Here is an 18,449-nt window from a genome sequence, read left to right as displayed (position 1 = left end):
GTCCGATATCGGTGGGCGCGGCTTGTCCTCTCCGGTGTGTCGGTGGTCAGTCAGTCGCAGCAGTCGCAGTCGTGATCGATCATGCGGGTGGATGCTGTTGTGGGGCAGCAGGTGTCGCCTTGCCAGGCGTTGATGCCTTCTTTGACCGCGATGACGGCGATGACGAGGGCGGCGATCGGGTCGGCCCACGACCAGCCGAGCAGGCTGTTGAGCAGTAGCCCGATGAGCAGGACCGCAGACAGGTAGGTGCATAGCAGGGTCTGTTTGGAGTCGGCGACCGCCGATAGTGATCCGAGTTCTCGGCCGGCGCGACGCTGGGCGTAGGACAGCACCGGCATGATGATCAGACTCGTTGCGGCCAAGCCGATCCCGAGCGGCGAGTGTTCGGCTTCCCCGTAGCCGGCCAATGACCGGGCTGCGTCGGCGGCGACGTAGGCCGCGAGGGCGAAGAAGGAGAACGCGATCAGCCGCAACGCGGTCTTTTCTCGCGCCTCGGGATCGCGGCCGGCGAACTGCCAGGCAACCGCGGCGGCAGATGACACCTCGATCACCGAGTCCAGCCCGAACCCGATCAACGCGGTCGAGGACACCCGCGTCCCCTCGGTCAACGCGACGATCGCCTCGATCACGTTGTAGCTGATGGTCGCGGCGACGAACCAGCGGATCCGTTGCGCCAGTACCCGTTTGCGGTGCGGCGTCGGTGCTGCCGGTGACGGCATGCCCAGTGGGGCCGACATCAGCAGCAGCCTTCGGTGTCGGCGGCGCAACAGCACGCCGGGTCGACCGCCAGGACCAGGCCGACGAGGTCGTCCAACGCCGCACCGATGCGCGGGTCGGCGAGTTCATATCGGGCGCGGCGGCCCTCCGGGACTGCCACTACGAGCCCGCACCCACGTAGGCACGTCAGGTGGTTGGACACGACCTGGCGCGACACTCCGATGCGGTCCGCCAGCTGCGACGGATATCCCGGCGCGGCCCGCAGATGCAGCAGGATTTGGGTGCGTGTCGAATCCGACAATGCGTAGCCGAAGCGTGACAGCGCGTCCGTGTGCGTCAAGATGTCCACCCCGTTCACCATACAGATTTTGCTGTATTCAGAAAAGGATGAACTGATCGCCAGGCAGGTCGCACGGTGCCGTGGCCCGCTACAGAGGTGGTCCGGCACCGCCGTTCTGCGAGCGCCCGTGCCGCAGAACGGGGTCGCCGTATATGCCCACCGCCGCGAGTCCTACATGGGTTTGTTGCAGCAGTCGCAGTCCCCGTCGCAGCAGGGGCAGTCGTCCATCGGCATGGGCATCGGCTTGGACATCATCGGCGCCATAGCCGCCATGTCGCACCACATCATCGCCGGCTTGGGCCCGCCAGTGGAATAGGCCACCATCATCGGGTCGGCACCGGTCACATCGAAATACACCTTGCCGGTGGCACTTTGCCCCGGCGCGAGGGTCGCCGCCGAAATGCCGGACGGGCTGGCCAGCTGCCACAGCACCGGGTACTGCGCATGGTGCTCGCCCATGGCGCTGAAGTTCGGGATCACCGGTGTCACCGCACCCGAGACCGCCCGCACCGTCACCGTGGCCTCCCACAACCGCCCGGCCAGCGGATACCCCGGGGCCGGGTCCGCGCTCGCGTGCAGGCCGGTCAGTGTCCAGTCAGCCACCGCAGTCCCACTGGCATCGGATATGTGCTGCTGCGAGCCCATCTGGTGCGGACATTTCTCGGCGGCCGCCGCGGCCAGCGGTGCTCCCATCGCCCCTAGGGCGAACAACGCGCCCGCCGCGACCACCATCCGTCGAACCATGTACACCTGCATGCTCCCTCTCGATTTATCTACGTATTTACTACGTACATTAGTACCAGGCGTGGGGCACGGTGACTGCAGTCGAGGCCGGCGGGCCTCAGAGCGGTCCTGTATACCGTTTGCACGCAATAGCTTTCATCACACCACCTGACCGAGCGGCGACTAGGACCGTGGCCCCCGAGAGGAAAGTACTCGCCCCGCGATATGGGGATCTATGACTACGGCGGAGCCGGCACTTGGCTCCCCGGGTAGGCAAGGGATCGGTCGTATGCCCGTTTTGCGGGCGGGTGCAGAGGGGCGTTCGGCCAGTGATCGAAATGATCTGCCGCGCTAGGCCGTCAATGGCGGCGGTCTGCGCACCGGGCCCGATCGCCGACCGCGGCGATGCCGGAGTCTCGTACAATACGATGTACGTACGTAGATAGTAAACGCGATGGCGGCGAGGAGATTGACGGTGGCACGCGGTTTCGGCGATTTGGAGGCGGTCGTCATGGATCGGCTGTGGGGGCGCGACGGTGCGACCACAGTGCGTGAGGTGTACGAAGAGATGCTGTCGGACCGCGACATCGCCTACACCACGGTGATGTCGACGATGGACAACCTGCACCGCAAGGGATGGTTGACCCGTGAACGGCTCGGCAAGGCCTACCTGTACACCCCGCAGATGACCCGCGAACAGTACAGCGCTCAGCTGATGCGCGACGCGCTCGGTGACGGCGGCCGCGCGGAGGTGGTGTTGGCACATTTCTTGGAGCAGATCAGCGACGACGAATCCGCTGAGCTGCGTAAGGTGCTGCGCCGTACCGCGTCACGGAAGACGGCACGGTGACCGTCGCGATCTGCCTGCTGCTGTACGCGGCGGTGGTGTGCGCCGCGGCGCCGCGCCTGGTGCCACTGTTGACCCGGCGCGGCAGCGCACCGGCGATGGCGGTGGTGTTATGGCTGGTGGTGTTGGGGACCGTGGTCGCGGCGTGGCTGGCCGCGGCGGGCACACTGGCCGTGTTCGTGGCCCGCACCTGGGATCGGCCGGATCCGCTGGCACTGTTGGCGTGCATGGGTGCGCTGCGGGCGGCGGCGACGGGGGCCAACGGGCCTGTCGTGCAGGTCGCCCTGATCGGCGCGGCCGCCGCGGTCACCGCCGTGGCCGTGGCCGCGGTCGTGCGGTTCGGGCGTTCCCTGCGGCGCTCCAGTGCCGGCAACCGGAGCCACGCCCAGTCGGCGCGCATCATCGGCCGCCGTGTCGCCGGGGTGGACGGCGTGGTCGTCGATGCCCCGCAGAAGCTGGCCTACTGCGTGGGTGGACGGCCCGGGATGGTGGTGATCACCAGTGCGGCGCTCGATTGCCTGGACCGGCCGCATCTGGACGCGGTACTGGCCCACGAGCAGGCGCACCTGGCCGGGCGCCACCACCTGCTGCTCGCCGTCACGCGGGCGTTGGCGAGCACGTTCCCGCGGGTGCGGCTGTTCGCCGTCGCGCAGTCCGACGTGGCCCGGCTGCTGGAAATGTGTGCCGACGACGCCGCCGCCGGCCGACACGGCGCGGCACCGCTGCTGGCGGCCATCGTGTCGCTGACCGGCACGGCACCATTACCGGCGGTGGCGCTGGGGGCCAGCAGCATCGGGGTGTGCGCCCGGGTGCAGCGGCTGACAAACCCCGATACGCCGGGCCGGCGCCTGGCAGCCCAACTGGTCCTGGGCACGGCCATCGCGCTGGTCGCTGCGATGCCGATGCTCCTGGCGTGGGCTACCTTGACCGGCGTCACGCCGTGCGGCCCGTTCACCGCCTGACTCAGTGGTCAGGGCACGCGGTCACACCTATCGTCGGACGGCGGTGCTGGGGTTGTGATCCACTGCAGCGCAAACGGTTTGGCATATTCCGCTAGCGTGGACCCATCATCCCGCCGCCCATCATGCCGCCTCCGCCCATCATGGGGCCCATCATCGCGGGCATCCCTTCGTTGACAAACCCGGTGACTTCCTGCGCGTGGGCGCGGATGGCGGCGGTCACCGCGGGATCGCTGGAGGTCTCGGTCGCCACGACCCCGGTCGGGGTCAGCGTCAGCTGCCGCTGGTAGTCACCGGCCCGCTGGAACAGGGTGGGCAGGCTCTGACTCATGCACTGCACTTCGACTCCCGCGCGCAGGTGCCCGTACATCGAAGAGACATGTTCGTGCAGTTGAGCGACCAGGTCGGGCGCGGAGGACTCGGTAGTGGTGCGGACCCCGCCGGGCACCTCTTCGACAGTGCGCCGCAACTCGGTGTGCCGGGCAAACATGGTCATGTAGCGGCTCATGTCCTCGCCGGAGACACCCATCATCCCAGGTTGCGCCCGGCCGGTGGGCATGCCAAACGTGGTGGTGCGCAGCAGATATCCCACCCCGGCCAGACCCCCAATGCCGGCGGCTACGGCGAGCATGGTGCGGCGGGTGAATTCACTCATGGGCGGCTCCGATCTGCGGTGTCCGACGGCATGTCGGTCTCGGGTTTGCGTGCGACGACGCGTTCCACCAGGCCGAGGGTGAATCGTTGCGCCTGTTCGACTTTCAGGCCGGCGGGTTCCAGGTCCCGGGACGGCCGGCGCAGGAAGTGCTCCCCGCCCAGCGGGACGGTGAACAGTTCCAGCATCCGCTGCACGCCCCGGACCGGCGCTGCGCTGCTGGCGACGTGGTCGGCCAGCAGGACCCGTCCGCCTGGCCGCAGCACCCGGGTCATCTCGGCGATCGCTCGGGTGTGATCGGGGATGGCGCACAAGCCGAAGGTGCACACCACGGTGTCGAAGCTGGCGTCGTCGAACGGCAGCTGCTGGGCGTCGGCCTGCCGGAGCGTCGCTGTTCGCCCCAGCGTGTCGGCGCGCTCGCGGGCCAGGGCGAGCATGGGTGCGCTCCAGTCGATGCCGGTCAATGTCGCCTCGGGCGGGTATTCGGGCAGGTTGAGCCCGGTGCCGACGGCGACCTCCAGCACCTCGCCGCTGGCCCGGCTGCACACCCAGTGGCGGGAGTCGCCGAACAGGTGCCGGTCGAAAAATCCCATTTCCCGGTCATAGGAGCGAGACTTCTTGTCCCAGTACCGGTTCCACCGCCTGGACTGATTCGGCGTGCTCACCGCAGTGGCCGGTCCGCCGTCGCGGTGCGCTCAGCCTCCAGCGCCGCGATCTGAGCGCGCAAGGCGTCGACCTCGCTGCGATCGACGGCGCCGGCGGCCGGAGTCGCCGAACCGCCCCGCTGACCGCGCATCATCATGTACATCATCAGCCCCATGCTGACCGGGCAGGCCAGCACCGCGAGCGTGTAGAACAGCGACGACATCGCAAACTCCTTGTCGCGCAGCGATTCCAGGTTCAGGGACCGCCCCTACCTACGATCTACGTACCTACATAGTAGACACTTGGTCGGGCGATGGCCATCACCACACCCAGCGGCATCCCGCGCCGACCAACATCGGGCCGGCGTGGGTCGCGATCATCAGCACAAAGAACGCGGCCGCGACCGCGACGACGGCCAGCGCGACCCGGGTGGCCTGGTCGAATCGGGGTGCCGTGGACGGTGCCGGCCCGCCCGCCTGTGCGCTGTCGGCGCCGCCGGACGGTGCGTCGATTCCTGTCATGTCGAATCCTCCTGAAGCAGTTTCTACTATCTACGTACATAGATAGTAGATCTGTGGGCGGGAGCGCGCCACGTCGTCACGGTCACAGCGTGATCGCCGAGCGCGCTCAGTCCCGTTCGGCCAGATCGCTTTCGAGGATCCAGCACACCCCGGCCTCGCTGGCCGGTTCGGCGACACGCGCATGCTCAAGCAAGGCAGTCAGGTGCGATTCCAGCGCCGATAACTCGGCCAAGGTGGCGCGCACCTGGTCGAGCCGGTCGGTCAGCACGCCCACCACGTGTTCACAGGGCGCGTCACCCTGGTCGGCGATCGTGACGACCTGGCGCACCTCACGCAGCGACAGTCCCGCCGCCTGGGCGCGTCGGACAAAATCCAGCCGGCCGACGAACTCGGCGCCGTAGTCCCGGTAGCCCGATGGTGTGCGGTCCGGAGCGGGCAGCACACCGGCCTGCTCGTAGAACCGGATGGTCTTGGCGCTCGTTCCACTGAGGTGGGCCAGTTCACCGATCTTCATCACACCGCCAATGTTCGCCAGCACTTCGACTTGACCTTCCATCGTACGGGAAGGTTTAACGTCGGGGCAGGACCTAGATAGGCCACGAACGAAACCACGAGGTGATGCACGGTGCGGACATGCGTCGATCAGCGCCGACCGGCAAGCTCCGCCGCCGGCGGGTCAGCTCACGGCGGGAAGCGCGGGTGAAGGACTACCTCGGCCTCGCCGGCTACGGGGCGATGCTGGCGGGGCTGCTCGCCGGCGGTTGGCTGTTCGGCCACGCGCTTGCGCCACCATCGACCGCTGCCGCCGAGCCTGCCCCTGCTGCCGCCCCAACCTCGCCGGACCGGGTGGCGCCGGCGGCGGCACCCCGCGCCGACCCGGTGAGCACCACCAGCACCAGCACCATCCCTGAGCCTGCCCTCATCACCAGCGACAGCGCGCTGTCCGACACCATCCCGGCGCCGCAATCGGGCACGCCGGCCGCGGCAACGACATCGGGTTCGGCGCACACGCGCGGCGTGGGCACACCGACATCGAGCACCACCACGTCGAGCACGGCCACTATGCCGAGCACCACCACGGCGGGCCCGAAGATGCCCGGAAACATAATGTCGGGCGGCAAAATACCGCGCTCGGGCGGGATGTCGAACACCGCCGGGAAGCCCGGCACGGGAATGCCCGGCACGTCGGGTTCGGGAACACCGAGTTCCGGCGGCACCGGAACGACCGGCGGGTCAACCGGTAGCGGGGGGACCGGTGGCACGGGTCACACGTCGCCGCCGGGTACCCCGGGCACGACGACGTCGGGCGGGACACACACCCCCGGCAGCGGCGGCACGGACGCCGGCGACACAGACCACGGCACAAACGACGCCGGCACCGGCGGGTCGGCACACACCGACCATCCAAGCAAGGAGAAGCAATGACGGCCACGATCGACAGCGGCACCGAGGACGGCGCACTCACGCAGCGGGTCGAGTTGGCGATCGGCGGGATGACCTGCGCATCGTGCGCGGCCCGCATCGAACGCAAACTCAACAAACTCGACGGGGTGAGCGCGGCAGTCAACTACGCGACCGAGAAAGCCCAGGTCGAGTTCCCCGCGCTGATGTCGACGGCCGAGGTGATCCGGGTGATCACCGATACCGGCTACACCGCGACACCACCGAAAACCGAAGCTGCACCACAGGATTCGCCGGAGCCTGATGATGGCTACGACGAGCACACCCGGTCGCTGCGGCAGCGGATGCGGGTATCGGTGGCGCTCGCGCTGCCGGTGATCGCGCTGTCGATGATCCCGGCGCTGCAGTTCACGTTCTGGCAGTGGGCCGAGCTGACGCTGGCCGCCCCGGTCGCAGTGTGGGGCGCGTGGCCGTTCCACCAGGCCGCCTGGGCCAACCTGCGCCACCGCACCGCCACCATGGACACCTTGGTCTCCATGGGCGTGATCGCGGCCTTCTCGTGGTCGGTGTATGCCCTGTTCCTCGGCGGCGCCGGGCACGAAGGGCTGCACCACGGGTTCAGCCTCACCGTCGAGCCCGGCATGGCCGGCCGCAACATCTACCTGGAGGTGGCCGCAGGGCTGACCGCGGCCATCGTGACCGGCCGGTTCTTCGAGGCCCGCGCCAAACGCCGCGCCGGCTCGGCGCTGCGCGCGCTGCTGGAAATGGGCGCCAAAGACGTCGCGGTGCTGCGCGGCGAGCAGGAGATCCGCATCCCGGTCGACCAGCTCGCTGTCGGCGACCGGTTCGTGGTCCGCCCCGGCGAAAAGATCGCGACCGACGGCGTCATCGAGGACGGCTCCTCGGCCGTCGATGCCAGCATGCTCACCGGCGAATCGGTGCCCGTCGAAGTCGGCCCCGGCGACACCGTGGTCGGGGCCACCGTCAATGCCGGCGGACGGCTGATCGTGACCGCCACCCGGGTCGGCGCCGACACCGCGCTGGCACAGATGGCCAAACTGGTGGAGGACGCCCAGAACGGCAAAGCCGAGATTCAACGTCTCGCCGACCGGGTATCGGCGGTGTTCGTCCCGATCGTGATCGCCCTGGCCGTACTGACCCTCGGCGTCTGGCTGGGCCTGGGCGCGGGCGCGGCCACGGCGTTCTCCACCGCGGTGGCGGTGCTGATCATCGCCTGCCCCTGCGGGCTCGGGCTGGCCACCCCAACCGCACTGCTGGTCGGCACCGGCCGCGGCGCGCAACTGGGCATCCTGATCAAAGGCCCCGAAGTGCTCGAATCCACCCGCCGTGTGGACACCATCGTGCTGGACAAGACCGGCACCGTCACCACCGGCAAAATGAGCCTGACCAGCGTGCACACGACGACCGGGGTCACCGAGACCGAGGCGCTGCAGATCGCCGGGGCGTTGGAGGACGCGTCCGAGCACCCCATCGCCACCGCGATCGCCCAGGCCGCCATTCAGCGCGTCGGGGACCTGCCCCGGGTCGACGGTTTCACGAACCTGGAAGGGCTCGGGGTCCGCGGCCGCGCCGACGGTCATGACGCGCTCGTCGGGCGATCCAGCCTGCTCAACCAGCACGGCATCGCCCTGCCCGATGACCTGGCCACCGCGAAACGGGCCGCCGAAGCCGCGGGCCGCACCGCCGTCGTGGCGGCCTGGGACGGGGCGGCCCGCGCGGTCCTGGTGGTCGCCGACACCATCAAACCCACCTCCGCCGAGGCCGTCGCCGGCCTGCGCAAACTGGGCCTGCGCCCGGTCCTGCTGACCGGGGACAACGCCCTGGCCGCCCGGGCGGTGGCCGACGAGGTCGGCATCGACGAGGTGATCGCCGAAGTCCTGCCGCAAGACAAGGTCGCCACCATCGTCGACCTGCAACGCGACGGCAGGGTCGTGGCGATGGTCGGAGACGGCGTCAACGACGCCGCCGCCCTGGCCCAGGCCGATCTGGGTCTGGCGATGGGCACCGGCACCGACGTCGCCATCGAAGCCAGCGACCTGACCCTGGTCCGCGGCGACCTGCGCGGCGCGGTCGATGCCATCCGGCTGGCCCGGCGCACCCTGCGCACCATCAAAGGCAACCTGTTCTGGGCTTTCGCCTACAACCTGGCCGCCCTGCCGCTGGCCGCCCTCGGGCTGCTCAACCCCCTCATCGCCGGCGGGGCGATGGCGCTGTCGAGCGTGTTCGTGGTGTCCAACAGCCTGCGGCTGCGGCGCTTCACAACCGCCTACCCCGCCGACCGCGCCCCCAAGACACGCCATGACCCAGTCAGGTCGCCGAAAGCCCCTGCGGCACAACCCTCCTCACCGCCGAGCGCTGCCGCGGTACCCGGGGAGCTGGCCCAGTTGGCCGCCATCGCGGCCCGCCTCGAATCAGCTGTCGGCGCGCTGGCTCAGCTGCGGGGCAGCACCCCCGACCCGGCCGCCGCGACACCGCACCACAACGGGCAGCACGGGGCGGACGCGCCCTCACCCCTGCCGTCACCCCACGAGCAGATCGATGAGCTGCAGCGGCTGCGCGCGCAGATCGACGACCAGCTCAACAGGTTGCAGAACCCGTAGCCCGATACACCCCAACGTAACTTCATCTACTATCTTGGTACGTAGATAGTAGATCGGTGGCAGGGCCCGACCGGGCCACCCCGCCGAACCGAACCGATGTGGAAGAGGACGATTCGTGAACCTGCTCGCCGTCTTGATGACCGGCCTGTTCGCCGGCGGTGTCTCGTGCGCCGCCGTGCAGGGTGGCCTGCTCGCCGGGTTGATCACCCGCCAACACGCCGCCCGCGGCGACAGTGCCGGCGGCGCACCAGTCACCGTCACCGAAACCGGTTCGTGGACACAGCGTCTCGGCGACGACCTGGCCCCCGTCGGCGGGTTCCTGGCCGGAAAGCTCGCCGCGCACGCCGCGCTGGGCGCTGCACTGGGTGCACTCGGGGCCGTGGTGCAGCTGTCGGTCGGTGCCCGCACCGGGCTGCAGATCGCCGCCGGCCTGCTGGTCATCACCTTCGGACTGGCTCAGCTGGGGGTACCGGGTTTCCGCCGCATCGTGATCACCCCGCCGGCGTCCTGGAGCAGGATCGTGCGGGGTCGCGCCCGGTCGCAGACCGCGCTGGCGCCGGCCCTGCTCGGCGTGGCGACCATCCTGCTGCCGTGCGGGGTGACCTTGTCGGTGGAGGCGCTGGCGCTGGCGTCAGGCTCGCCGTGGCAGGGCGCGGCGATCATGGCGGTCTTCGTCGCCGGCACCAGCCCCCTGTTCGCGATCCTCGGGTACGCGGCACGCAAAGCGGCCGGACTGTGGCAGGGCCGGCTGGTCACCGCCACCGGTGTCGCGGTCCTGGCGATGGGCCTCTACACCCTCAACGGCGGTCTGGAACTGGCCGGCTCACCCCTGGCCGCCAGCCGGATCAGCCACGCCTTCGCCGGGAACACCGCAGTCGCGGACGCGTCCACGACCACCGTGATCAACGGCCATCAGCAGGTCGTGATCACCGCCACCGAGTCCGGCTACAGCCCCCGCGTCACCAAAATCGCTGCGGGCCTGCCCACCACCCTGGTCGTGCACTCCAACGGCGCCAACGGATGCGTGCGCTCCTTCGTCATCAACGACACCCAGACCGTGCTCCCGGTATCCGGGGACACCCGCATCGAGCTGGGCACCCCGGCCGCCGGTGACCTGCGGTACGCCTGCGGCATGGGCATGTTCACCGGAACCATCAGCGCCACCTAACCCCCAGGAGGACACCCCATGGCCACCACCCACGTGTTCAGCGTCAGCGGAATGCACTGCGCCAGTTGCTCACTGCTCATCGACGACGCACTCGAAGACCTACCCGGAGTCCAGGACGCACACACCGACCTGAAAGCCAACCGCGCCACCGTGCAACTGGACACCACCCTCACCACGGCCCAACAGGTCATCGACACCATCACCAACCTCGGCTACACCGCGACCCCGCAACCGTAACCAGCACCCGAGTACCACGAAACGCAGACTGCCATGGGATCCAAGAACAACACGACATCGGCCCGCGAGGCCCGTGAGGCACGAAAAGCCCTGGCGGCGGCCCGATCCGGCGGACGGCGCGCCAGCGTGCTGTGGATCGCGGCGTCGGTTGCCGTGATAGGTGCACTGCTGGCCGTCGTGATCATCGGGGCGCGCAACCATCGCGCCCCCAGCACCGCAGCGCCGGCGAACAACGCCCCCGCAGCAGCGGCAGTCGGCGCCACCACCATGCCGCCGTGGCCCGCGCCCGCCGATGCCTCCGCCGCCGCCACAGCGGCCGGGTTGCCCATGCTGGGCAGCGAAGGCTCCGTCGAGCACATCCACGCCCACATCGATGTCATTATCAACGGTCATCCCGAGTCCGTACCGGCTGGTATCGGCATCGACCGCGCCCACCGGCTGATCAGCCCGCTGCACACCCACGACACCACGGGCGTCATTCACATCGAGTCCCCGGTGAAGCGACCCTTCAGCCTCGGCGAGTTCTTCACCGAGTGGCAGGTGAGCCTGTCCGCCGACAACATCGGCGCGCTGCAGGCCGGCGACGGAAAGAGCCTGCGCGCCTTCGTCAACGGCAACCTTCAGACCGGCAACCCCGCCGCCATCACCGTCGGCGCCCACGATGAAATCGCGATCGTCTACGGGCCGCCGCAGCCCGGTGAAACCGTCCCCGCCACCTACCCCTTTCCCGCCGACGAATGAGCTGAGCGCAGGACGACCCCCGCCCGGGGCCAGGTCGCGGCGGCCGCACGCTACGACGCCCGGACGTGCGGGCCCCATCCGGTTCCGCTGGACCGGTCATCGCTGGTCCCGAATCGTGGTGTACCGAATCCTGTTGGGCCAGAATCGGTCACACGAGGCCGTACTGCGGCCGCGGCGCGCAGACCGCACCGCGGCCATCTAACGTTGCGGCCTCCGGCGCGAAGCGATATCGGTCACCGGCCGACTTTGCGTGCTCGTCGCTCGTTCCATGGACAGCAGCTGGATCACGTTGGCGTACAGCTTGATCTGCTGCTCCAGCTCGGTGCAGTGCGCTTGCAACGCGCGGTGTGCATCCTGCAGATCAGCGAATGCGGCGGCGGTACCCCGGAACGGAGCCGGCGTCCTGCCCTCGTTGCGGACGCGCGCTTGAAACATCTCTCTGAGATCGACGTGCTGATGGGTCAGGTGCCACCGCGCCACACCGGCCTCAACGGCCAACTGGGATACGTTGAGACGCCCAGTGGAGCGCAGCGGCGTGCCAGCCATCAAGCGGTCCATGGCGGCGAGGATCTTCTTGCGAACAGGGTCGGTTTCAGTGGCCGTCATCGTGCTCCCTGATGATCATGTCGATGCGAGCGAGTTCTCGTTGTTCTCGCTGATGCCGCAGCGGTGGGGCGGCGCGGTCGGCCACCGTTTCGGCGAGCCGATCCCGGTGTCGGCGGACGGTGGCTATGTCGCGGTCGGTCCGGGCGATGTTGCGGCAGTCGGGCCGGCAGTCGTCGACGTCGGGTGTCACCATCGGATCATCACGAGCCCCACGCAGCTGACACGCGGCCTTCGTCGCGTCGAATACACAGGTCATCCCTTCGCCGTGATAGATCTGCAGTAGAGGGTTTGCTAGCAGATCACGAGCCTGCTTTTTATGGGTCAGGGCGTATCCGGCGAATTTTCCGTTGGCGCCGCTCAGACGCTGCCGGTAGGCCTGTGAGGCCGGTCCGGATACGCGTTCCCCGTCACTCAAAGCCTGTTCATCGTCGGCGAATTGTTCCAACCGGGCCAGGAAGTCCTCGAATGCCAGCTCGTCGGGGAAGCCCGAATCGTAAGCACCGGCGTAGCCCTGAATCATGCGGGTATGCACGTGACCGTATTGGACGGATGCGGCGACCAGCCCGCGAGGTCGACGGCGGATAAACCACGCCAACGTGCGGCGGAACCGGCCGATCGACAGTTGGCCGTGCGGGTCCGATGGAATGGGATCGATCTGGTGGTGGGCACACAGCTCGTCTACGAATTCGATGAACCGGTGCACACAATCGGTGGCGACCTGGGTGTTTAGTGCTAATCCCCCGGCACGGCGTTGCACGTAAATGCGGGTCAGGTCAATCCTATTGGTGAACAGCAGGTCTTCGTCATGCAGCCGTTCAAGTACGGCGACCGCTCGCGCGACGGGCTGCGCCACTACCCAGGGGTCCGCCCTCGGTAGACCGGCGGGCACCTTGTTGCCGTTCTCGTCGACGGCGTTTTTGAAGTACACGCCCGACATCAGGTACATGTCGTTGGCATCGTCGCGGTCGATGCAACCGCGACGCAGGTTCAAGACTTCCGCGGGCCGAGCACCGGAGAGGTAGGCGACCACGATCAGGCCGGCGGTGTGTAAATGCCGCACTAGGTAGCGAGTCTGGTTGTAGGAAAAGCGTCCGGGATGCCACGGTCGTCCAGCCAGTGTGGCGGTAACCGGAGTGGACAGATACGCGTCATCATCGATCGGCAACCCGGAGGTGGCGAGCACCGACCGGGCGGTCGCGTAGGACGCATTGGGCAGCCGTGGAATACCGATGAGCCTGCCGATATAGGGAAAGTTGATTTCCCGCTCGCCGACATCGTTGATCCTGCCCGGCAACAACCCTTGCTCTTGCCGAACCGTTTCGGTGTAATCGGTGACCACTTTGATCGCCCCACCTTGCGGCAGCCGTGTCCTGTCCTGCTCGTGCACCGGCGTCACGTCCGGCCCGCGTGCGTGCAGGAACAGGAACTCCTCGCGGGCGGCGATGATGTCGTCGGCATAATCTTCGACAAATCGCAGCGCCCACAGCAGCAGTGCCCCCATGGTGTCCTCGTTGATCCGTGGAGTGAGGTTCTCCATGTAGGAGCGGACGTTGCCGAGAAGCGTGCCGGGTGACTCACCACCCCAGGGCGGCATTTCGGGCAGCCGCATCGATTCCGGTAGCACCGAGCGATACCCCCAGAGTCGACGAACCTCAATGACGCATCGGTGCATCTGCTCCACGCTGTCCTGGGTGCGCTTCACGTATACCAGGTACTCGTCGAGCATCTCGGGTGTGACATCACAGAACTGCGCAATACAGTGTTTATGCAGCCAATTCAGGAAGATCCGCAGCGGGAACCAGCACATCCTGACGGTGTACAACGACGGGCGAGTGGCTGTTGTGCGCCGCAGCTGCATCGGCGGGTCGGTGTTGATCAGCACCCACATGTAGTGTTTCGCATCTTCTAGCAACGGTTTTGGAGCCAGTTTGAAGTTAATGCTGATGATCTTCGAGCTTTCTTCGAAGATTCCTTGATCGAAGTGCCACACGTTGTCCGCGTACCGGGACAGCTCGGCGGCATCGGCATCTGGACGCAGGACCCGCCGCAAGAGAACCAGGGTGGCCGCATCCGGGTATTCAACGTGGTCATCGTGCAACGCAGCGCGCCGACGCTGTGTCGTCATCGCATGTCCAGTTCTCGGTTGAGGAAGCGGCCCACCATTTCTCGATGGGCATCGGTGGTCGCCGCTCGCGCGGCACTGAGCTGCTCGTCGTCAAAACCAGCCAGCAGATCGGACAACTGGGCATGCGGAAGCGCAAACCGTGTCGTCCATGCCAACGGAGTCATGTGGTGGCGCCGCTCAGTGAGGCGATCGAGCACCAACGTCTGCACCGGTAGATGTCGAGGCAATGCGCGAGCGCACGGACAACTCAAGCACAGCATGAACGATGCCCGACACGGTTGACCAGGGTCACCGTATGGCCCGTGCTGATTGTCAATGCACGCATTCATCACGGTGTCCAACGTGCCCTGCAGCATCCGGCGAACATCGCTGTGGGACAACGACAATTTCGACGCCAACGCCGTCGGATCGGCGTGCGCCTGAGCAACTTCGGCCGTCGACAGCGCGGCCATCAGGGGAAGCGCGCGAGCCTTGGCCACCTGGTCCTGCAAGGCATCAGCAACAACGCGCCGGTACTCAACCAGGTTGCCGCGATTTCGCCCCAGATAGTCATCGACGAGGGTCTGTTCGGTGTGCGCCACCGGTTTCTGGTGCAGCTCAAGGTAGGTCATCCGCAATCGAACCAGCGACACTTCCAGAGGTTTGGCGGACGCACCGTCGACCGCATCGAGCAGCAGGCCCTGTTGTCGCGACCACGGACGAACCCATCCCTCGGCCGAGCCGTGCGCACGAATACCCCGACCGTTGTGCCCATTTGCACAGTAGGCAACCATCAGCCGACCACTGCCCTCGATCCGCCGGCTCGATGCGGTCAACTCATGCAACAACATGTACACGCCGAAGGCGGTATGTAGTTCATCGCGGCGGGACATCGAGGTCGGGTCGTCGGGGACGCTGATCCAATCCGGAACGGCGGCAAGTGCCACATCCATGTCGGCGCGGCTGCCGCGGCGGGGCTTACGCATCTCGACGATGGCCGTCTCGGGTCCGCCGGCGTTGCCGTCGGCACGATGGTGTCGGGCCGGACATTTCATGATGACGTACGGATTCTGGCCCGTCAGCACGGCCAACAAGACGGCACCGGCGCTGACTTCCAGCGGATTCAAATGTGCCCATCGAATGATGTCCCGGGTCCCGCCGAAACCGCGCACCCACTTGGCCGTCAGCTGCGATTTGCTTGGGAAGTCGCCGCCGCGGCGTGGCACATCGGCATGGCGTTCGACATAGTCGAGCAATTCAAACCGTCGGGTCGGATCGTCGAGGTGACCCGACCGGTACTGCTCCAGCAGCACACGGTTGGCTCGGATGCGTTGCGCGGCACGGCGCAAGTCCGCGCGTGCCGCTGAGGCGATCCGCTGAAACTCGGCGCGGCTGTAGCTCTCGTGGCGCTTACCTGTACGCAGTGGCCGCGGGTGTGGCTCGGCGAGTTTGGCCACCATCGCCGGTTCCCACGAATCAACCTGGCGCAGCATCAATTTCACTCCGCGCAGCTCCTCGGTAAGCTTCGAGGGCACACCCGATGCACGACGCGCGGCCAAGAAGCCGTCGATGTGACGCGGAAGAAGGTCCGCCCTGCGCACCGGTGGACGCGGCAAACCCGCGAGATACTGCGTGAACACGCGAATCGCGCGGAACGCGTCCCCGATCGACGACATCGACCGCAGACCGCCCCCTGGTCCCGTGCGTTTGGCGAACGCCTCGGCAAACGTGCGCTGCAGCTCTGGGCTCACCGTCAATAGCGAAAAGTCGAAGTCTTTCGGCTGGCTGTTACCGTCCTCGAAGCAACGCACGGTGGTTCCGTCGGCGAGAACACCGCGCAGTGTTGTCTGGCCAGATTGCGGAAGCCGCGCGGCACGACCACGGCGATTCATCGGCGCGCCACCGGATCTCCGAGAACCATCGAGTGACTGTCGAAAAGCTCGGCCAACAACCCCGACACGGGTAACCCTTGCGTCTGAGCTAGTAGCACCTCCACGTCGAGGGATCGGAACGGTTCCAGGTATACGTTTCTGGTGGTTTCGACTCGACGGTGTCCCAACATCGTCTGCACCAGATGCCAGGTATCACCGAATTGGACCCGGAAGTCGCGTGCCTCCTCGTCCGAAAGATGGGCCAGTCGCGACGAATAGACCAACTTGCCTACCGAGAACCACCGCAGGGCGAACGAGTGCCGCAGCATGTGTGGCGTGCAGGTGAAGTTCTCCAAGCCCTTCGCTGCGATACGGTCGTTCGCCTCTGCGAAGGTGTGATGCCATCCGTGTGGATCGCGCGGGAGGCCATTTTCGTTCAGCCACAACCATATTGGTTCCAGGCCACCCTGCGTGCGACGGAACAGTCTGCGGCGCAACGCTGGACCAGTGGTATTCCAAGCGCGATCGGTGAATCCGCCGTTACCGTCGGGCAGTCTCACCGATCCAGGACGTTTCGTGGCGCCCACCACGATCGCATCGCTCAATTCCGCGTAGCGGCTACTGTCTTGGGCGCCGCGGACAGCTCGGGCACGGGCACCCTCCACGTAGGCACATATCCCGGCCAGCACGTTCCGCGGCATCCAAAACGGGTGCCCGTAACCACCTTTGGCGCATTTGTCGGCCAGGTGACACTTGTAGAACGGCCGGCCCGCACCGAGTGTTGGAATTTCATCGATCGTGACCGAGGCCCATTCCGACAGCCGCAACCCTGTTCCATACAGACCATCAAAGAAAGCCATGTCCCGTTGCTCGTTTCGAGTTCGGCACGAGCGGTCCCTGCGGCCGCGAAGATCGCGGCCACGCAACCCAACGTCGCGCCATCGATCTACCGCAGCGGGATCGAGCCATCTGACCCTGGCCGAACGCTTTGACGGAGGCGGATCAACGTAGAGGAATATGTCGGCGACGTCTGCAAATCGCTCCGCGGCCCAAGAATAGAATTTCTTGCAGGCTGCAACGTCCTTCGAAAACGTCGAAGCGCCAACAGGAACCGGGTTATTCGGGTCGGTGCGCCTCCAGAACTCAAAATCGTCTACATCGTCTTCGGTCGCGTCAGACCACACGCATCCCCTGGCCTCCAGGAAGTTGAGCCATAGACACAGAGACTGCGCGTAATCACGGTTAGTGTTGCTAGCCAGCGTGCGCATCCGCGCCGACGACAAGAACGCATTGACCCGGAGGTCGACCACCCCATCGCTGCGTATCAAAAAGCGTTGTCCATCGACGGCCCGCCAGCGCACCATCAATTCGCCCAAGTCAGCAATCGGACCTGTCAACTCCGACGGCCAATCCTGAGCAAGCAGGTCCATGTCGTACCGAACCACTGACCATGTCTGCATTGTCGGCTCCCAGCCCCGAGGGTGGACGGAGCCTACCAACAACAAGTCAATGGCTATAGAACATAGGCACCGACAAAGTTCAGTTTCTGCTGAACGACGGGACAAGCCCCAACGGCACATGGGTCGACGGCCCCCAGCGGATGCTCGCACCTGGTGCGACCGAAATTGTGACAGCCGTTGCGCCACAAGGTGACTCACTTGACATGCACGTCGCCTACCGGGTGGGTGTCGGCGGCCCGACCGCCACCTACGAGGTTAGCAACTCGAAGGCCAACACCAATGTCGGAGGCACCGGCGTCAGCGGCTTCCTCGGCAAGAACTACTGGATCAATCACAACTTCACCAGCCACTATCCCAACACCAATGTCGCCTTCGACCTCTGGTGAGTGCACGCGCTGACAAGTGGTGGCCTGTGGCCACCATGATCAGCCTTCGCGGGCCTGGTCCGCGTGCAGCGCCTTGATACGCCGCTGCTCGCGCAGCACCTGCTGGTAGCTCTCGCGTTCGATGATCAGCCAGTCCGGCTTCTCCTCGATCAGCGCGTCGATCTCCGCGGTGGTCAGCGCCTTCTCGACGCCTCCGCGCGCGAGGCCGGCGATCGAGACGCCCAGCTTGGCGGCGACGAGGTTCTTGGGGTGCGGCCCGTTCTTACGGAGGTCTTTGAGCCACTGCGGCGGGTCTGCCTGCAGGGCTGCGAGCTCAGCACGGGTGATCGCGTTCTCCTGGAACTCCGCAGGCGTCGCGGGCAAGTAGACGTCCAGCTTCTTCGCCGCGGTTGCGGGTTTCATGGACTGCGCGTTGGGCCTGCTCATGGGCATCAGCCTATCGGTAGCCTG

At 66.7% G+C, this 18,449-nt stretch carries 22 protein-coding genes; 7 read left to right on the top strand and 15 right to left on the bottom strand.

Features of this window, described 5'->3' with window-relative positions; translation table 11 throughout:
- Positions 1-50: 50 nt before the first annotated feature.
- The 3 genes from EB75_RS20545 to EB75_RS20535 all read right to left on the bottom strand — a co-directional run bounded on the left by EB75_RS20545 (position 51) and on the right by EB75_RS20535 (position 1,813).
- Positions 51-737 carry a cation efflux transmembrane domain-containing protein gene (locus EB75_RS20545; RefSeq protein WP_073697115.1) on the bottom strand — a complete coding sequence of 229 codons (687 nt, stop codon included), beginning with the start codon at positions 735-737 and terminating at the stop codon, positions 51-53.
- Positions 737-1,078, bottom strand: a complete 342-nt coding sequence (locus EB75_RS20540) for an ArsR/SmtB family transcription factor (protein ID WP_073697114.1) — start codon at positions 1,076-1,078, stop codon at positions 737-739. Before EB75_RS20540 ends, EB75_RS20545 begins: the two co-directional genes overlap by 1 nt.
- Before the next feature lie 150 nt (positions 1,079-1,228).
- Positions 1,229-1,813: a DUF1942 domain-containing protein gene (locus tag EB75_RS20535; protein WP_073697113.1), complete on the bottom strand. Its 585-nt coding sequence runs from the start codon at positions 1,811-1,813 to the stop codon at positions 1,229-1,231.
- Positions 1,814-2,234: 421 nt separating this feature from the next.
- Here EB75_RS20535 and EB75_RS20530 point away from each other — a divergent pair, with 421 nt between their 5' ends.
- Together EB75_RS20530 and EB75_RS20525 are read left to right on the top strand one after the other, a co-directional pair.
- Positions 2,235-2,630 (top strand): BlaI/MecI/CopY family transcriptional regulator, encoded by a 396-nt coding sequence (locus EB75_RS20530; protein ID WP_073697112.1) that lies wholly within the window; start codon positions 2,235-2,237, stop codon positions 2,628-2,630.
- On the top strand, positions 2,627-3,589 hold the full coding sequence (locus EB75_RS20525) for a M56 family metallopeptidase (protein ID WP_073697111.1): 963 nt from the start codon (positions 2,627-2,629) through the stop codon (positions 3,587-3,589). Before EB75_RS20530 ends, EB75_RS20525 begins: the two co-directional genes overlap by 4 nt.
- Positions 3,590-3,680: 91 nt before the next feature.
- Here the strand turns inward: EB75_RS20525 and EB75_RS20520 are convergent, their stop codons facing one another.
- The 7 genes from EB75_RS20520 to EB75_RS30050 form a co-directional block, all read right to left on the bottom strand.
- Positions 3,681-4,241 carry a hypothetical protein gene (locus EB75_RS20520; protein ID WP_073697110.1) on the bottom strand — a complete coding sequence of 187 codons (561 nt, stop codon included), beginning with the start codon at positions 4,239-4,241 and terminating at the stop codon, positions 3,681-3,683.
- Positions 4,238-4,831: a class I SAM-dependent methyltransferase gene (locus EB75_RS20515; protein ID WP_083612459.1), complete on the bottom strand. Its 594-nt coding sequence runs from the start codon at positions 4,829-4,831 to the stop codon at positions 4,238-4,240. Before EB75_RS20515 ends, EB75_RS20520 begins: the two co-directional genes overlap by 4 nt.
- A gap of 68 nt (positions 4,832-4,899) precedes the next feature.
- The gene (locus EB75_RS20510; RefSeq protein ID WP_073697108.1) at positions 4,900-5,106 is read right to left on the bottom strand and encodes a hypothetical protein; all 207 of its coding nucleotides are present in this window, start codon (positions 5,104-5,106) and stop codon (positions 4,900-4,902) included.
- A 97-nt stretch (positions 5,107-5,203) separates the two neighbouring features.
- Positions 5,204-5,404 carry a hypothetical protein gene (locus EB75_RS20505; RefSeq protein ID WP_073697107.1) on the bottom strand — a complete coding sequence of 67 codons (201 nt, stop codon included), beginning with the start codon at positions 5,402-5,404 and terminating at the stop codon, positions 5,204-5,206.
- 106 nt (positions 5,405-5,510) lie between these two features.
- The gene (locus EB75_RS20500; RefSeq protein WP_073697133.1) at positions 5,511-5,918 is read right to left on the bottom strand and encodes a heavy metal-responsive transcriptional regulator; all 408 of its coding nucleotides are present in this window, start codon (positions 5,916-5,918) and stop codon (positions 5,511-5,513) included.
- Positions 5,919-6,129: 211 nt separating this feature from the next.
- The gene (locus EB75_RS20495; protein ID WP_142239732.1) at positions 6,130-6,666 is read right to left on the bottom strand and encodes a hypothetical protein; all 537 of its coding nucleotides are present in this window, start codon (positions 6,664-6,666) and stop codon (positions 6,130-6,132) included.
- Positions 6,667-6,669: 3 nt separating this feature from the next.
- Complete coding sequence (locus EB75_RS30050) at positions 6,670-6,801, bottom strand: hypothetical protein (protein WP_286150268.1); 132 nt, start codon at positions 6,799-6,801, stop codon at positions 6,670-6,672.
- Positions 6,802-6,825: 24 nt separating this feature from the next.
- Between EB75_RS30050 and EB75_RS20490 the strand changes: the two genes are divergently transcribed.
- The 4 genes from EB75_RS20490 (at position 6,826) to EB75_RS20475 (ending at position 11,572) form a co-directional block, all read left to right on the top strand.
- Positions 6,826-9,426: a heavy metal translocating P-type ATPase gene (locus tag EB75_RS20490; RefSeq protein ID WP_083612457.1), complete on the top strand. Its 2,601-nt coding sequence runs from the start codon at positions 6,826-6,828 to the stop codon at positions 9,424-9,426.
- A gap of 115 nt (positions 9,427-9,541) precedes the next feature.
- On the top strand, positions 9,542-10,594 hold the full coding sequence (locus tag EB75_RS20485; protein ID WP_286150267.1) for a sulfite exporter TauE/SafE family protein: 1,053 nt from the start codon (positions 9,542-9,544) through the stop codon (positions 10,592-10,594).
- Between the two features lie 18 nt (positions 10,595-10,612).
- Positions 10,613-10,831 carry a heavy-metal-associated domain-containing protein gene (locus EB75_RS20480; RefSeq protein WP_073697105.1) on the top strand — a complete coding sequence of 73 codons (219 nt, stop codon included), beginning with the start codon at positions 10,613-10,615 and terminating at the stop codon, positions 10,829-10,831.
- Positions 10,832-10,864: 33 nt separating this feature from the next.
- Positions 10,865-11,572, top strand: coding sequence for a hypothetical protein (locus EB75_RS20475; protein WP_073697104.1), 708 nt, complete (start codon positions 10,865-10,867; stop codon positions 11,570-11,572).
- 198 nt (positions 11,573-11,770) lie between these two features.
- Here EB75_RS20475 and EB75_RS20470 read toward each other — a convergent pair whose 3' ends face one another.
- The 4 genes from EB75_RS20470 to EB75_RS28530 all read right to left on the bottom strand — a co-directional run bounded on the left by EB75_RS20470 (position 11,771) and on the right by EB75_RS28530 (position 17,583).
- Positions 11,771-12,178 (bottom strand): hypothetical protein, encoded by a 408-nt coding sequence (locus EB75_RS20470; protein WP_073697103.1) that lies wholly within the window; start codon positions 12,176-12,178, stop codon positions 11,771-11,773.
- A complete protein-coding gene (locus EB75_RS29745; RefSeq protein ID WP_073697102.1) occupies positions 12,165-14,303 on the bottom strand; it encodes a hypothetical protein in 2,139 nt (712 codons plus the stop codon). Before EB75_RS29745 ends, EB75_RS20470 begins: the two co-directional genes overlap by 14 nt.
- Positions 14,300-16,033 (bottom strand): hypothetical protein, encoded by a 1,734-nt coding sequence (locus EB75_RS20460; protein WP_142239731.1) that lies wholly within the window; start codon positions 16,031-16,033, stop codon positions 14,300-14,302. The genes EB75_RS29745 and EB75_RS20460 overlap by 4 nt, the downstream gene beginning before the upstream one ends.
- Positions 16,034-16,170: 137 nt before the next feature.
- Positions 16,171-17,583, bottom strand: a complete 1,413-nt coding sequence (locus tag EB75_RS28530) for a tyrosine-type recombinase/integrase (protein WP_286150266.1) — start codon at positions 17,581-17,583, stop codon at positions 16,171-16,173.
- Between the two features lie 233 nt (positions 17,584-17,816).
- Between EB75_RS28530 and EB75_RS29615 the strand changes: the two genes are divergently transcribed.
- The gene (locus EB75_RS29615; RefSeq protein WP_073697101.1) at positions 17,817-17,999 is read left to right on the top strand and encodes a hypothetical protein; all 183 of its coding nucleotides are present in this window, start codon (positions 17,817-17,819) and stop codon (positions 17,997-17,999) included.
- A 39-nt stretch (positions 18,000-18,038) separates the two neighbouring features.
- Here the strand turns inward: EB75_RS29615 and EB75_RS20440 are convergent, their stop codons facing one another.
- Positions 18,039-18,425, bottom strand: a complete 387-nt coding sequence (locus EB75_RS20440; RefSeq protein WP_073697100.1) for a DUF5997 family protein — start codon at positions 18,423-18,425, stop codon at positions 18,039-18,041.
- Between the last annotated feature and the right edge of the window lie 24 nt (positions 18,426-18,449).

It is taken from the genome of Mycobacterium sp. ST-F2 (genome assembly GCF_001905655.1).
Taxonomy (GTDB): Bacteria; Actinomycetota; Actinomycetes; order Mycobacteriales; family Mycobacteriaceae; genus Mycobacterium.
This window is presented reverse-complemented; position numbering and strand designations above follow the sequence as displayed.

Coding starts and splice junctions, on each gene's coding strand:
- EB75_RS20545 (WP_073697115.1), bottom strand. CDS start 737: ATGTCGGCCCCACTGGGCATGCCGTCACCGGCAGCACCGACGCCGCAC.
- EB75_RS20540 (WP_073697114.1), bottom strand. CDS start 1,078: ATGGTGAACGGGGTGGACATCTTGACGCACACGGACGCGCTGTCACGC.
- EB75_RS20535 (WP_073697113.1), bottom strand. CDS start 1,813: ATGCAGGTGTACATGGTTCGACGGATGGTGGTCGCGGCGGGCGCGTTG.
- EB75_RS20530 (WP_073697112.1), top strand. CDS start 2,235: ATGGCGGCGAGGAGATTGACGGTGGCACGCGGTTTCGGCGATTTGGAG.
- EB75_RS20520 (WP_073697110.1), bottom strand. CDS start 4,241: ATGAGTGAATTCACCCGCCGCACCATGCTCGCCGTAGCCGCCGGCATT.
- EB75_RS20515 (WP_083612459.1), bottom strand. CDS start 4,831: ATGGGATTTTTCGACCGGCACCTGTTCGGCGACTCCCGCCACTGGGTG.
- EB75_RS20510 (WP_073697108.1), bottom strand. CDS start 5,106: ATGTCGTCGCTGTTCTACACGCTCGCGGTGCTGGCCTGCCCGGTCAGC.
- EB75_RS20505 (WP_073697107.1), bottom strand. CDS start 5,404: ATGACAGGAATCGACGCACCGTCCGGCGGCGCCGACAGCGCACAGGCG.
- EB75_RS20500 (WP_073697133.1), bottom strand. CDS start 5,918: ATGAAGATCGGTGAACTGGCCCACCTCAGTGGAACGAGCGCCAAGACC.
- EB75_RS20490 (WP_083612457.1), top strand. CDS start 6,826: ATGACGGCCACGATCGACAGCGGCACCGAGGACGGCGCACTCACGCAG.
- EB75_RS20480 (WP_073697105.1), top strand. CDS start 10,613: ATGGCCACCACCCACGTGTTCAGCGTCAGCGGAATGCACTGCGCCAGT.
- EB75_RS20475 (WP_073697104.1), top strand. CDS start 10,865: ATGGGATCCAAGAACAACACGACATCGGCCCGCGAGGCCCGTGAGGCA.
- EB75_RS20470 (WP_073697103.1), bottom strand. CDS start 12,178: ATGACGGCCACTGAAACCGACCCTGTTCGCAAGAAGATCCTCGCCGCC.
- EB75_RS29745 (WP_073697102.1), bottom strand. CDS start 14,303: ATGACGACACAGCGTCGGCGCGCTGCGTTGCACGATGACCACGTTGAA.
- EB75_RS28530 (WP_286150266.1), bottom strand. CDS start 17,583: ATGGACCTGCTTGCTCAGGATTGGCCGTCGGAGTTGACAGGTCCGATT.
- EB75_RS29615 (WP_073697101.1), top strand. CDS start 17,817: ATGCACGTCGCCTACCGGGTGGGTGTCGGCGGCCCGACCGCCACCTAC.
- EB75_RS20440 (WP_073697100.1), bottom strand. CDS start 18,425: ATGAGCAGGCCCAACGCGCAGTCCATGAAACCCGCAACCGCGGCGAAG.